Below are 13,487 nucleotides of genomic sequence, written 5' to 3'. Positions count from 1 at the left end.
GAAGTAGAGGCGAAATCTAATAACTGCTGTTAATTATTTTTGTATTGAATATTGATTAAGCTTATTTATTATGTTTTTTTTTAAAACATGAGCCCTCACATCGTGTAAGCTCTATCCAGAGGGAAGCAACGAAGGATACTGGAGCCTTACACCGTTAGGTTCAGGGAGTCCCTTAACTCATTTATCGTAAGTGTTTACCCGTGGCGTAACTTACCTTCTTTAATTACTTCTAATTCCACCACGGGCACCCCTCTTGAGGGATCATACACGGTCACCCTTAACTCATTGGGGCTGGTCGAGGGAAACACCAATACCCTCCCATCCACACTCTTATCACTCCCCAAACCTCGTGAGCAGTGCCCGTCATCAGTTAGGGGGATCATCAATAAGAACTACTTCGGTGATACTATATAAACACAACTTGTCAAAACGATATTTAGAAGTGATTAAAAATGACCAGTAGTTACGTAGAAGCGTTACAGTCTTGGTAGGTGGCTGAGGACTAAGTCCCTAAACTCGGTCACGGTCAAACATAAAAGAGTCGAATAGGGGTGTAGAGATAAAAGGAGACCGGTTGTACCCGCGTAATCTAGGGTGCAAAGAGGATGACACACTAGTGAACACTCAGTCGTCTCCCCCACCCCCGTCGTCTCCCCCTCCTCTGCTAGGAGGAGGCGATGAGTTAGATCCCAGCTGGATGTAAACGTTTCCTGTATTCTGATCCACCACTATGGGGTACTCAGTCAGGGGAGCCGGTGCAGGACCCGCGATCACCGATCCGTCCTGAGGTGAAAACTCAGCACCGTGACAAGGACAGTAGATGATCTGTTGTTCAGGTATGTAGCCTACGGTACAGCCTTGATGCGTGCAAACCGCGCTAAACGCCTTGAGCTGCGTGTTGGGTAGCTCTACCACTATCCCAGGTGCGCCGTTGGGAAACGAGAACATCTTCGCAGTGTTGGGTTTCAACTGACTCACGTTAGCTATCGGACCTATCTCGCCCTGAGCTTGTAACTGGGAACTACTGGGACTCCCTCCGTTACGTTGACTGATTGACCCAGCTAATATCCCAGCCATCAGGGCTAGGACAGACGCCAGAACAGTAGACTCCAGAAAAATTCTCCGGCTCAGGTTAGTCGTGATCTTACGCGTCCCAACGGGCCTCAAATTTAAACTCGCCGTCTCATAGTGAGCTTTCAAATACTCCTCATCTATCAGTCCTACCGTTACGGCCATAAGGAGAGGCTTATTGGAGGGTAGGAAAGCCATGTAAATGTGGCCTATCCCCAACCCAACCATCATTAAGGCTGACAATACGTGAAGGTCCAGCACGTAGGTGAACGCGACGGGTCCGAGCCCAGTAGGGAAAAGAAACATGGGGACCCCTGTGAGCGCCAAGCCCAAAAAGGAAAGCGAAAAACCCAGATGGAGCATCTTCTTCAAGGGATGATACTTTCCTCCAATCTTACCTTTAACGCCGTGAGGACGAATCAACTCCATGAGCTCCCTCACTCTAATGGTCATCTCAGCTCTCCCGCTACGCCTCATGAAGTCGAAGATCACGTGTCCGACGAACGGGATAGAAAGTAAAAGTCCTAGTAAATTGTGGAAGTTCAGTGTCGAGTAGTTCCCGGTGAGCAACATGGTGAACCCTGTGAGAGCGAGGATCGACATGAGGAGGAAGGTAATCCAGTGGAAGAGTCTCTGCCATCTCGTGTAAAAAACAAAGTGTCTTCCACCGACCTTTGGCTCGGGGTAATGACGTCCTCTGGTCAAGTAATGAACGAATACAGCCGCTGTCGTGAGGAAGAGCACGTCTAGGGAGATCTGTTGAAGGTTCATGTCCAGCTCTTGGGGAGGGATTCTATATAAGAAACCTGTGAAACGTTGAGTATTTCTTTTATTAAAATACTTTTTACGTATATTTTTTAATATCTGAAGTATAATTTCAATTTTCACTCGTTTCATTCAGGGTGAAACATTCCTCAAAACAGCGTAAATTAAGTATACCGTGACGTCAATTGTGGGATTTTCCCTTGAGTACCGCCCTGCAATCTAGACCGATTCCAATAATTGTTGACCGTGATTTCACAGTTGAACGGGAAGTCCTCATCACCCGTGAGTGCGTTCCTTCAATTATTTCAAAGCGGTTGTTAGATTCCCTATTTCAAGGTGAAAATTGAGGAAAGTCTGGCGATTCCTGAATTTCATTACTCGATTGAAACGCCCCCCTGTAGACCGGAATTGTGAACTTGTGTGTGCCTAATAAGACACAAGAGGCTAGAGGAGATCAGGGTGAAAAAATGAATAAGATGGCCCTAATACTCCTGGCGGCCGTAGTGGCCACTGGAGCTGCAGCCGGTGCAGCCAATTTTTCGACCTTGGCTACTATAACCTATACGATAAGTCAAGTGACAAGTCAGAGCTCTGCACAACCCCAAGTGATATTGAACACCGCGAATCTGAATCTAGGTAATTTGACTCCTGGTCAGTTGGGAACAGCCTCGGCCAACACTACTATGACAGTCAATACGTCAGGTAACTACACCTTCGAATTAAATGAGAATCCCATAGAATCGGTGTTCTCTTCCTTCAACGTAACTATAATAGTGGGTAATAAAACCCTCTACTTAACCGAAGGACAGAACGATGTTCACACTTACTTGAGCAATGGAACTTATCAGGTTCAGATAAAGGTGTCTTACCAAGTATCTCAAAATCCTGAAGGAAACGGTGTCCAAGACAAACCGCTCATTATAGTCAAGCCGTATCAGGGGGACAACAGCCCTGACATGAACTCCAACACCAGAAGCGGAGTAACTTCTGCGTCTGACAACAGCCCTGATCATTCTACCAACTCAAGTCAGGGAGATAACAATTCTGGATCTTCTGACTCTGGATACGGCTCAGACAACTAAGTCTTAAGTTAATTGTTTTTTACAGCAGTTATTAGATTTTGCCTCGATTACAGGGCGATATTTAAGGGAAAGTCCCATAACTGCTGTTTTTTAAAAACTTCTACTCTAAAGCTGGAGTGCCGGGTTACGAGTAAGCAAATGCGGTACTCCCGGTCGATCTGATCCTGACCTCCAAGACCTTAGGCACGTGAGTTCACCTGAATTAAGAGTTGATTTCTCGATTGCCTCTCACATTGGAGTTATAGTCTTTTTCATTATAACTTCAACAGGCTTTTAACTTTCCATCAATACATAAAATGGAAAAACACCGAGAGAAGCTTGTATTATTGTGAGATAAAACTTGTTAATAGATAACAAATCAAATAAGAGAGAAATTTTCCCACACTTATACCTTCCTCAAGATCCCTAAGCACGTCGTGAAACTTATTAATCCAATACCTAATATAATTATCCTTAGAAATCAAATAATAGAACTCATCCTCAATTCTAGAGCGTAATCAAGCCATAATAAGTATTAACCCAACGCTTCAAACTAACTTATTCAAAACTGGAGAATAGGGAAGCAAAGAGAGCAAAGCTTGGAAGCGGTAACGATAACGTAAGAAGACTTGTGAAAACCAGCATTATTAACACGATAGAATCGGAATTCTTAACCCCTAAGCAAGTAGAGAAAAGTGATGAAAACCCTAGAATCTTAGAAGAGGGGCTCATGGCGTATGGCTTATCATTAAACAGGAGAATACAAGCGAGAGTATTGACCTTCTATGTACAAACACTTCTAGCTTACTAAAGAGTCCAGTACATCATCTAGGCTAAGGAGAAACTTATATGCAGGGAGAACTTTAATTCCTTCTATCTCTCTTTCCTGCTCAAACGTAATCACAATCGAACTATCATAACTGGCGTATTTCTTAAACTTCTTTAAGCTTTTCAACTCTCTCTCCTCATTCTCATTATTCAGTTCATAAGTTATCTGTATGGGAAGGATCTTTTTCCCGCTCTTTATAATAACGTCGATTTCGGAGTTCTCAGAAGACCAATAGTACAGTTCATAAAATCTCTTCAAAGCATATCTATATAGATGCTGAACTACCAAGGTCTCAAAAGCCCTTCCAAGAGATGCGGTAGAAAAGTACTTTAGAAAGCCGTTATCTATCACGTAAACTTTCCTCGGAGAATTCTCTATGGCCTTAGGAGATATTGAATAGTTCTTTAGGAAAAAGACTAGGAATGACTTTTCAAGATATTCGGAATACCTCTCGACGGTCTTCACTGGGATTTTAAGGAACTTAGATACGCTATTGTAAGTTATTTTAGAAGCAGAGGAGGAGATGTAGAACTTTGCGAGAGTCCTTATCTTCTCCTCCCTTCTAAGTTTATACCTATTAACAACGTCTTTTACAATAATAGTGTTGAAGTAGGAGTGAATAAGCTCAGCCCTAACTTCTGGATTAAGTGCAACGCCAGGAAATCCGCCATAGTTAATCATCTCTATCAGTTCTCTCTTTATCCTATCCAAGTTTTCAGCGAATTCGAGCACATCTTTTATTTTCATCCCTTTAAATTCCAGTACCTCACGGAAGGAGAGAGGAGTGACTCTAACTTCAACGTGCCTTCCAGAGAGGAGACTTGTAAACTCTGAGCTCAACAGCTTTGCTGAAGATCCCGTAACAATCATCTTCGCCTCGCATCTTTCTTCTAATCCTCTAACGAACCTCTCCCAACCTTCAACCTCTTGTGCCTCATCTAACACAGCATAAGTAGACTTACTCTTATCCTTCTTTACGTAAGTTAGATAGAGGTTATACATCTTCAGAAGTAGCTCATAGTTAAGGTTTATCAGCCTCTCGTCGTCGAGTCTGATAATTAAAGTATCTTCAACGTTTACTCCATTTTCTATTAATTTGTTCAGGACTTGCCTTGCAATGAAGGACTTCCCAGCCCTTCTAACCCCAGAAATTGCTATGACTTTTACGCTGCTTAACAATTTTATTATTCTCTCTATATAACATTTCCTCTCTGTTCCTAAGTTAGGTCTTTCCTTTCCCCAGAAGTTCCATTCTGACATTATCTTAAGTAGTTCCTCATCGTTCACAATATGGTATAACACTTCTGCTAATATAAATTTGTCATACACGACAAATCATTACGTGAGAAATTTGTCACATGTGACAAACAATCAGAGATTACAAAAAAGTAGTTTAAAGGGGTAAAAGTCGGGCGATTCAGGACTCCATTGCGATTTCTATTTGTTTCTATAGAATGAAAGTGATTTAATTGATCCTACAGCATTCATGGGAATCTCAGGGAGGTAATACCGAGAACTCGGTATTAGCGAGAAGTTTTTTCATCCATACCTATAACTTATTCCGCCTTCAGGAAACTGGAACTCGATTGCGTTGAAGGGACAGGCTACCAGGGCAGCGCCGCACTCCAGACACCTCTCATAGTGTACCTCTATGACGTCTCCCGACCTCTCGTAAGTACCGGCCGGACATACTTTGATACAAGGTTTCTCTTTACAAGTCCTGCATATCTCCAGGTTTACCTTTATGTGGGACTTCTTATCTACGTTGTACTTGTTCAATCCGAGCCTCTTCAGGAGATCCACTCACATCACCTTGACTAGGTCTCTCACCAACTTGGTAAGTGTCAGTCCTCTCTTGGACGCCTCCTCCTGGACTACCTCAAGCAACCTCTTCCGTTCGCCTTCCACTTTGAACATCCTGGCCAACACATCGCACAATAACTCTGGGTAACGCCTGAACAGTCTCTCCTCGTTCATTAGCGTGAACGCTCTCCTGGCGGTGTACATGTCCTTAAGTACGAATGATTCCCTCAACATCCTCTCATACACTGAGGTGTCCTGAGGCTTACCCTCTGACAGGATCCTCTTGGCAGCCTTACCTGCTATCATTCCAGATCCTATGGCCAGATCCATACCTCTTATCACAAACCCGTCATTTATGAGTAGACCTGCAGCATCCCCAGTTACCAAGAGGTTGGGTGCGTGAAGGGGAGGGAGCTTATCATATCCGTAATACGGAATGAGGTGGGCTGAGTACTCCAACACCTCCCCGGTCACGCCCAGTGACTCCCTGATTTCCTCCACAAGGTCTCTCGCCATTTTGTTGCCCTCCTGTAACGAGTTTATCTTCACTGTAGCACCCAACGACAGTGTATCCTCGTTGGTGTACATGAACGCACCTCCCAACAGCTCGCCCACGAACCCCACGAGTACCCTAGCCTCCCCCTCCTCGGGAGGCCCCTCCAGTTTCACCACCTCCTTGACTCCCAACATTAGGGAGTGAGGTTCCAGTTTCCTGAGTCCCAGGCTCCTTGAGATCCCGGCAGTGACCCCGTCAGCCTCTATCACCAGGGGGGCTCTGAGGTCCCCCCTGTTGGTCCTCACGGTCATGCCTCCATCCTCTCTCTCAGCCCCTAGAACCAGGGTGTTATAGGATATTATCACCCCTTCCTCCTCAGCCTTCTTGGCCAACCATGGGTCGAACTTGGCCCTGAGAACGGAGTAACTGTTTCTACTCTCAGGATCACTGAAGGAGAATGATATAGCCCTGTTACTGCACTTGATCAGGTAGGTCTCCTTGGTTATGGGTCTCTCCAGAGGGGCCTCTGAGATGTCCACTAGCTGTCTCAGGGCATGAACGTACATCCTCCCTCCGCTCACGTTCTTGGCCCCGGAGAACTCACCTCTCTCGAGGACCAGTACGGAGAGTCCCTCCCTCACAGCAGTGAGGGAAGCCGAGAGCCCTGCTAGCCCTCCACCAACCACTATGACATCTGCGTCAAAGCTCATTTGGTCAGCCTCCTCACCATCATCTTACAGAACTCCACTGCGTCAGCTATCACCGTGTAGTCGGCGTTCTCGACTATGGGGGCGTTCTTGTCCTTATTTACCGCTACTATCAAGCGAGAATCCCTGATCCCAGCTAGGTGCTGTGGTTGTCCGGATATCCCCAGGGCTATGTAGAGTTGAGGTCTGACCTTGTTCCCGGAGAGGCCTATCTGTCTGTCCTCAGGTAACCAACCCAGTTCAGCGGTGACCGGCCTACTTCCGCCCAGGGCAGCGTTCAAAGCCCTGGCTAGTTCCTCGGCATATTTAATGTTTTCCTTGGAGCCTATGCCTCTCCCCACAGACACGATCGTCTTAGCCTTGTCCAAGGCCACAGTCTGGGACACCTCTCTCCTCTCCACCAGGGTAACCTTAGAAGGATCCAATTGGAGTTTCCTGACCTCTCCCTTCCTCCTAGCCGGCTCCATCGTGTTCTTCTGAACCGTGATGACCGCCGGTAGGCTCAGGTCTAGGGTAGCCACTCCAGCTCCACTATACACTACCCTCTTGACCCTCAGTTTCCCTTCCTTTAACACCGCCTCTGTCACGTCTCCTGCAACTGAAGCCCTCAACTTCCCGGCCATGGAGTACGCGACCGTCTTGTCTCTCCTAGTGCTCCCCGCCACGACTACATCGGGCGAGATGCTCTTAACCACGTTGGCTATGGACTCCTCCCAGTACCCATCAGGTCTGACTAGGTAAAGTACGTCAACGTAGTTGACCTCGCTGAAGTGTATACCCTCAATTTGGTCTGCAGGTAACTGTTGGGACACCCAGGACGCTGACCTGAAGAATTCGGGGTCCTCCGACACTACTAGTACCTTCATAGTATACCCTCACCCTTGAGGTAATTGATTAGTTGGTCCACGGCCTCTTCCAGGGGCTTCTCTATTACGACTCTCTTCCTGTTCACTGTGAACGGCACAACTTCCTTCAGCTCCGCCATCAGAGGAGCGGAGAAGTTAACCTGCTTCACCGGCTTCTTAGCTGACTCCATTATCTGTTTCACAGATGGGGTTCTGGGTGTATTTATCTCTCCAGTGACCGAGATTACAGCAGGAAGAGGAGCCCTAACGACTTCCACCGTACCTACGCTCCTCTCGGCTACCACGACTTCTCCTTCTATCCTCATGGATCTGACATAGGTGACCAGGTTGAAACCCATGAGTTCAGCCAGGTAAGGAGGGAGAGCCGAAGTACTGCTGTCCGTGGTGGTTTCAGCCAAAACCACTAGACTGGGAGAGATTGCCTTGAGGTTCTCAGCCATGGCCTGAGCAGTGCCAGGAACGTCCAGGTAACCCGAGCTCACGGCAATCACCTCGTCCAGTCCCATGGACAACGCTTCCCTCACGCTCTTCCTGTCAGTGTTCCCCACTGTTATCCCCACTGCCCTCCAACCCAGTTTCTCCTTGATCTTCACCACCTCCTCTATGGCGTTCTTGTCGTAAGTGCTTATCTTGGGGGGAACGTTAAGTTCCAGTTTCCCGTTGACTGCCCTTATCAACGTATCGTCTGGGACTATCTTGAACCCAGCTACAGCTATCATGACTGTAGATCGTCGAGGAGGGATAAATGAGTATCTTTGAAGCCCTAATCCACCAGGCCACGATTATAGGCCCTCGGGACGACAGGGAGATGAGCCTCTCCCCTTCCAGAATGGTTCACTCACTCTTCTGAAAAACAAGAGGGCTTCACTTCAGCTCCTGGCCGCACCTTCTAGAGCTAGAGAAAATAGAAAGGATGTCATCTCCATGTCATCTTACCTCTTCCCCGCCATGACGGTAGATTCAAAATATTCTTCCAAAAATATTTGATCTAATATCAGCAGTTATGGGAATCTTAGGGAGGTAATACGAAAAAGCCGGTATTGGCGAGAAGTTTTTATTTTTCGACGTCTTCCTGCTGAAAAGGTGCGGAAAGGGACAGATCGAGTTCGCTAGGGAGAGGCTGTCAGGGAGATCAACAGGCTGGGCGTGGTCGGGAGGAACGGGAGGAGCAGGAAGGTTAACTGGCACTTCTCCTCATGGTCCTGGTAGGTGGGAGGGCCAGCGTGAGGAACAGGGCCGAGACGTTCGGGTTGGAACGTGAATTGATGGGGCGTTGGGAGAACTCGGAGATGCGTGGAGGGACTACCTGGAGGTCCTGTCAGGCTGGTGAAGGGTCAGGTCGTCATCGTGGACGACACAGTGGACCACGACGCTCCGGGAGGACGTGAGCCCCTGAGAACTACTGGACCTACTGCCACACCCACGGGAGGTTCGAGAGGGCCAAGCTCCTCACGGTCGCCGTAGTGGACCTCTCCACGGGCAGGACGTTCATGGTGGGGGCTTTCCCCTACGCCGTGAGGAAGATGTTGAATTTGTGAGGGTCACCGAGTTCAAGACCAAGATCGAGGTGGCGAGATGTTGGACGTGCTCAAGGAGCGCTTCCGGTAGCCAGGGTCGTCTTCGACCCCAGTACTGTCCGAGAAGCTCGTGACGGACAACGCGGTGTCTGAGCTCAAGTCCAACCGAACTCAGGGTCGAGTCGGTCCAGGGGACCCTCGAGGAGGTGGAGGGACACCTCCGAGTGGGATACCCCCCGGAGTCTACTACGCCGACCTGACCCTGGGAGGCCGACCCATTACGGTAAAGTTGCTAGTCCGGGAATGTAAACGTGACTCTGGGACACACGCCAGGTACCTCTACACGACCGACCTCTCGCTCAGCGAGGAAGTCGAGGAGGCCTGGAAGATAAGGTGGGAGATCGAGGACCTCCAAGGGACGTCAAGGCCCTGGGACTCCTCATTCTGGAGGAGGGAGAGGCTTCAGGGCTACCTCACGATCTTCACCATCAACAACGTCGTCAGGGAGTTGATAGGGAGCTGAACCTGAGGAGCGTGGAGGTGTTCCTCAGGCTCTCGAACGTCATTTAGGCGGACCGCCGGGGCTGATGAAAATCTTTAAGTTACGTTAAAGTCCCATAACTGCTGTCATGACTTATTTTCAAGGAGGTCATTTTGGGTATACCGGGCATCGCGGGAGAGGTCGGCTCCCGCTCCTCATCCCCAGGAAGTTGACCAGAAGAAGGCATCTTAGAATAGCAGTTATTAGATTTTCCTTGAAAAGGGGCGGTAATAAAGGGGAAGTCACTAAACTGTTGTTAGAAGTAGTAGTTTTGGGCTTAATGACCTTTACCCCGCCCCTAGAAGAGGCGAGGTTTGTCATTCATTTTATCAGGAAAACATATAATCGAATTAGAATTAAGTACAACTTTTGTGGGCTCAAAGTCCTGGAATAACGTTCCAGTCGAGTCGATGTTAGCCGTTGTCCAGGAGGTTGCGCCATGCGATGTGGGTTACTGAAGCAATGCTTTGCTGTTAAGGACCTATTGGGAAAACGTTAATTATCACGCGAAGTATAGCCTTACGATAATGAGGCTGAAAGGGTTACTGCTGGCTATTCTTCTTTCACTTTCTCTCTTACCCCTTTTAAGCTCCCTGGTGTTTCATGCGCAGTCCGAGTATCAAATTAGTGGAATTCCCCTAGATACGCTCAAATGTACCTTTTATTGGCCTTCTACCCATTCTCTCATATTGGTGGGGTATTCCAAGGCCGATTTGGTTATTTATGATCTAGGAACAGCTCAGTGTATCAATCTAGGTTCCGGAGAAGTCTCATTCGTATCACAGGGGGAGAATTCGTTGCTGATAGGGTTATCATACGTAGTTAATGGAACCTCAAGAACCTCAATCGCGGTTATTGGGTCAGACTTCTCCTTAAAGTCCGAGATAAATGTTCTTGGTTCCCCGATATATGCTTTCGATCAAGGTAATTATGTTGCAGTAGTACTTAACAGGTCCGGTCTCATTTACCTGACATATTATCAGGGCAAGTCCAGCACCCAGACCTTATCAATTGAGTTGACTACGGGCTGGTCGTCCTCTGCGGGAGCGTTGTCCTTCAACTCCTCAACGCAGTCAACCGACCTACTCCTATGGTATTATCAGGGGAGGAACCTTTATCTTCAGCTTTATCAGTTAGTGACTTTCAACGGCGTGGTAATAGCTCCCTCCCTGATAGCTTCCTATGGTCCTTTTAACGGAGGGTATATCTCTATCATCCGACAGCAAGGCTATAACGTGCTTCTAGGAATCAACTCGGACCAGGGTCCATATGCTCTCCTCCTGGGGAATATCACGAGGATATTGCCCTTGTCACAATATTTCTCCTATATAAAGGACGTTCAGTTTTACGATGGTAATATTTACGCCCTAGGTACACAACCCAGCAGTTTCGTAATATATTCTCGAAATTCGACTTTCGTGCTAAATCTCTCTTTTCAGGGCACCCTTCTGTTACCAGCACCCTATTCCTCAATCTGGATCTTGGGCCCTTCCAAGGAAGCGGTAATCTCCAGTAACTTAACCTACCTCGACTCCAACTTTACTCCCTCCCTGGTCTTAAACTACACCGATGGTGTAGGATACCTTTTCTCAAACTTAACCGGCGAGATGTATGAACTCAACCTCTATACTGGAAAGGTAATAGGAAGCTATACTGTCCAAGGCCAGTTGGAAGGTTCTAGCTGGAGTGATCATGGGATTTACGTAGTGACAGGAAGCGAGAAGGGGGTTGAGGTCTACCAATTCCCTTATGTTTCTTCGTTCATAACAACCTTAACCCTGACTGGGATTTCGGGAAACTGGACTTTGAGGCTTGGTGAACTATGGATTAGGGAAACTTCTCCCGAGGTCACCCTCCAATTACCCTTGTCGGAGTATCAGTTTGAGGTAATTTCGCCACCTGGGTACTCCAATTACTCTGGAACCATACTTCCCAATCAGTCCACGGTGTCGATCGGCATTTTCCCGCTTTCATTCAGGGTACTCGTGATAAGTGAAGGGTTACCCAGGGGAGTAAGTTGGGGAGCTGACGTTGGAAAATTCAATTACACTTCAAATTCTTCCATACTGAATCTCAGTTTACCTTTAGGTAATTATAGTTTAAGGATCTATCCTCCGTTGTATTATAACTACACCGTGAAGGAGATTTTTCCCTTCGCTAAACTCAATCCGTCCACACTGGAAGTACTGCCGAGCTATACGTCTTACGACCTTAACGGAATATCAGAGAACGCTTCGGTGGTGTTAATAGTGCTTTTCACCGAACAACAGTTCCCTCTGGTCATCTACTCCTCAGGGTATAACAGTACTTGGACTATGTTTCTTAACGGCAGTGCAATTAACATCACGTCCAACCCTATGGTGATACGCCTTTATCCAGGGGTTTACGACGTCTCTATCCCCATGTCGGGGCTAAACGTTAGCTACCCCAGGTTAGTATCCATACCCAAAGATTCTAAGCTCAACGTGACCTTCAAGAGGGAACTTAACCTTAATGGTAATTCAACCGAGAGGACTGGGACTAATTCCTCCAGCCCTAACATTAGTAATACAACCTCAGGGGAGGTATACGCGGACACGCTGATAGGTCCTATGACTCAAGAGGATTTGTTCTTATACAAAGTGATTTCTTTCGTTATAGTGGTGTCCATCAGTGTACTGGTTGCCATCAAGGTCAAGTAAGTTATCGTGTGAAATTTCAGGAACTAAACAAGGTTGAGGGTTTCCAAAAGCAGAAAATTATAAAACTTTTTTTAAAAAAAATTACATTATATTGAAGCCAGTCTGGGCCATTATAACCAGGTCCGTCACTACGTAGGCCACAGCGGCCATTATGGCGTATAGGGTCAACTTGGCTTCACTTATCTCTTTTCTCTCTTGAGCCATGTTCTCACCAAGTTAACTTGGTGGTTTCCCCCTTATTAGGAACCTCACGGCACATTTCCTCGCCCGAAGGGCTTGAAACTGACTGAAATGGCGGGAAAAGGAACGGAACGTCTCAAAACTTCTGTTTCAACGTTCCTTGGAGATTCCTTTTGAGAAACCAACGAGGTTAGTCACTTAGGTGAGAAGGTTTGTCCCAGGAGAAAAAGATAACCGCTCTGTTCCTGATAGCGGTATTGGCGTACGTGATAGTGGACATGGTGGTGATCTCCCTCAACCACTACACATTAGTATGATCCTCACTTTTTTCGCCGTGAGGAGTTCCGACCTCGTACCATATCTTACCTTTTTCTCTCCTCTCCACAAGATAACCGAGCCTCACGAGCTTCTTTATCCTCCTGTACACGGTGGACTTGGGGAGTCGATAGTGGACATGGTGGTGATCTCCCTCAACCACTACACATTAGTATGATCCTCACTTTTTTCGCCGTGAGGAGTTCCGACCTCGTACCATATCTTACCTTTTTCTCTCCTCTCCACAAGATAACCGAGCCTCACGAGCTTCTTTATCCTCCTGTACACGGTGGACTTGGGGAGTCCCGTAGCCTTAACCGCATCTGAGAGCGTCTTAGCCCCCTGCTTAAACGCCTCAAGTACAAGTATGTCTCTGTCGTTTAGCGTCTCCTGGGTTAGTTCCGTTTCCTCCTCTTCAGCCTCCTGGCTTACGTTGGAAACCCGGGGTTCACTCTGAGGTTGTTCAACCCTCTTAACCCTGCCTCTCCTATATAAGTAAATGACTAGACCTGCTAAGACGGAGTCGCTGACTACAAGGGCTATCAGGATCAAGAGATCCTCCTCTCCAATGGGAGAGCTAGGCTTAGAGACCGGGGCATAAACTATGTTGAATGAGTCTCCCACTAACGTTAGGTTATAGAGGTTTCCGCTCACT

The 13,487-nt window shown here is 47.2% G+C and carries 12 protein-coding genes and 1 pseudogene; 3 read left to right on the top strand and 10 right to left on the bottom strand.

The window, feature by feature from the left end; genetic code table 11:
• Nucleotides 1-194: 194 nt before the first annotated feature.
• Nucleotides 195-383 carry a hypothetical protein gene (locus METMK1DRAFT_RS08140; protein ID WP_009072789.1) on the bottom strand — a complete coding sequence of 63 codons (189 nt, stop codon included), beginning with the start codon at nt 381-383 and terminating at the stop codon, nt 195-197.
• Nucleotides 384-624: 241 nt separating this feature from the next.
• Nucleotides 625-1,842 (bottom strand): Rieske 2Fe-2S domain-containing protein, encoded by a 1,218-nt coding sequence (locus METMK1DRAFT_RS08135; RefSeq protein ID WP_009072787.1) that lies wholly within the window; start codon nt 1,840-1,842, stop codon nt 625-627.
• 461 nt (nt 1,843-2,303) lie between these two features.
• On the opposite strand from METMK1DRAFT_RS08135, the gene METMK1DRAFT_RS08130 reads away from it, so the two are divergent.
• Entirely contained in the window at nt 2,304-2,918 is a 615-nt protein-coding gene (locus tag METMK1DRAFT_RS08130; protein WP_009072785.1) for a hypothetical protein, read from the top strand.
• A 778-nt stretch (nt 2,919-3,696) separates the two neighbouring features.
• Here METMK1DRAFT_RS08130 and METMK1DRAFT_RS08125 read toward each other — a convergent pair.
• The 5 genes from METMK1DRAFT_RS08125 to METMK1DRAFT_RS08105 form a co-directional block, all read right to left on the bottom strand.
• A complete protein-coding gene (locus tag METMK1DRAFT_RS08125) occupies nt 3,697-5,013 on the bottom strand; it encodes an ATP-binding protein (RefSeq protein ID WP_048087748.1) in 1,317 nt (438 codons plus the stop codon).
• A 252-nt stretch (nt 5,014-5,265) separates the two neighbouring features.
• Nucleotides 5,266-5,529: a ferredoxin family protein gene (locus METMK1DRAFT_RS08120; RefSeq protein WP_009072781.1), complete on the bottom strand. Its 264-nt coding sequence runs from the start codon at nt 5,527-5,529 to the stop codon at nt 5,266-5,268.
• Nucleotides 5,530-6,735 carry an FAD-dependent oxidoreductase gene (locus METMK1DRAFT_RS08115; protein ID WP_009072780.1) on the bottom strand — a complete coding sequence of 402 codons (1,206 nt, stop codon included), beginning with the start codon at nt 6,733-6,735 and terminating at the stop codon, nt 5,530-5,532.
• Nucleotides 6,732-7,598, bottom strand: coding sequence for an electron transfer flavoprotein subunit alpha/FixB family protein (locus tag METMK1DRAFT_RS08110; RefSeq protein ID WP_009072778.1), 867 nt, complete (start codon nt 7,596-7,598; stop codon nt 6,732-6,734). Before METMK1DRAFT_RS08110 ends, METMK1DRAFT_RS08115 begins: the two co-directional genes overlap by 4 nt.
• Nucleotides 7,595-8,317 (bottom strand): adenine nucleotide alpha hydrolase family protein, encoded by a 723-nt coding sequence (locus tag METMK1DRAFT_RS08105; RefSeq protein WP_009072776.1) that lies wholly within the window; start codon nt 8,315-8,317, stop codon nt 7,595-7,597. Before METMK1DRAFT_RS08105 ends, METMK1DRAFT_RS08110 begins: the two co-directional genes overlap by 4 nt.
• 412 nt (nt 8,318-8,729) lie before the next feature.
• Between METMK1DRAFT_RS08105 and METMK1DRAFT_RS20075 the strand changes: the two are divergent.
• Together METMK1DRAFT_RS20075 and METMK1DRAFT_RS08090 are read left to right on the top strand one after the other, a co-directional pair.
• Nucleotides 8,730-9,726 (top strand): annotated as a pseudogene (locus METMK1DRAFT_RS20075) (IS701 family transposase).
• Nucleotides 9,727-10,453: 727 nt separating this feature from the next.
• Nucleotides 10,454-12,337 carry a hypothetical protein gene (locus METMK1DRAFT_RS08090; RefSeq protein ID WP_155812379.1) on the top strand — a complete coding sequence of 628 codons (1,884 nt, stop codon included), beginning with the start codon at nt 10,454-10,456 and terminating at the stop codon, nt 12,335-12,337.
• A gap of 81 nt (nt 12,338-12,418) precedes the next feature.
• Here the strand turns inward: METMK1DRAFT_RS08090 and METMK1DRAFT_RS19495 are convergent, their stop codons facing one another.
• The 3 genes from METMK1DRAFT_RS19495 to METMK1DRAFT_RS08080 all read right to left on the bottom strand — a co-directional run.
• Complete coding sequence (locus tag METMK1DRAFT_RS19495; RefSeq protein WP_009072761.1) at nt 12,419-12,541, bottom strand: hypothetical protein; 123 nt, start codon at nt 12,539-12,541, stop codon at nt 12,419-12,421.
• Between the two features lie 277 nt (nt 12,542-12,818).
• On the bottom strand, nt 12,819-12,995 hold the full coding sequence (locus METMK1DRAFT_RS18505; protein ID WP_425357381.1) for a hypothetical protein: 177 nt from the start codon (nt 12,993-12,995) through the stop codon (nt 12,819-12,821).
• Nucleotides 12,995-13,487 (bottom strand): helix-turn-helix transcriptional regulator (locus METMK1DRAFT_RS08080; protein WP_155812378.1); only part of this gene is annotated, 493 nt, incomplete at its 5' end. The genes METMK1DRAFT_RS18505 and METMK1DRAFT_RS08080, both read right to left, overlap by 1 nt.

It is taken from the genome of Metallosphaera yellowstonensis MK1, from assembly GCF_000243315.1.
Classification (GTDB): domain Archaea; phylum Thermoproteota; class Thermoprotei_A; order Sulfolobales; family Sulfolobaceae; genus Metallosphaera; species Metallosphaera yellowstonensis.
This window is presented reverse-complemented; position numbering and strand designations above follow the sequence as displayed.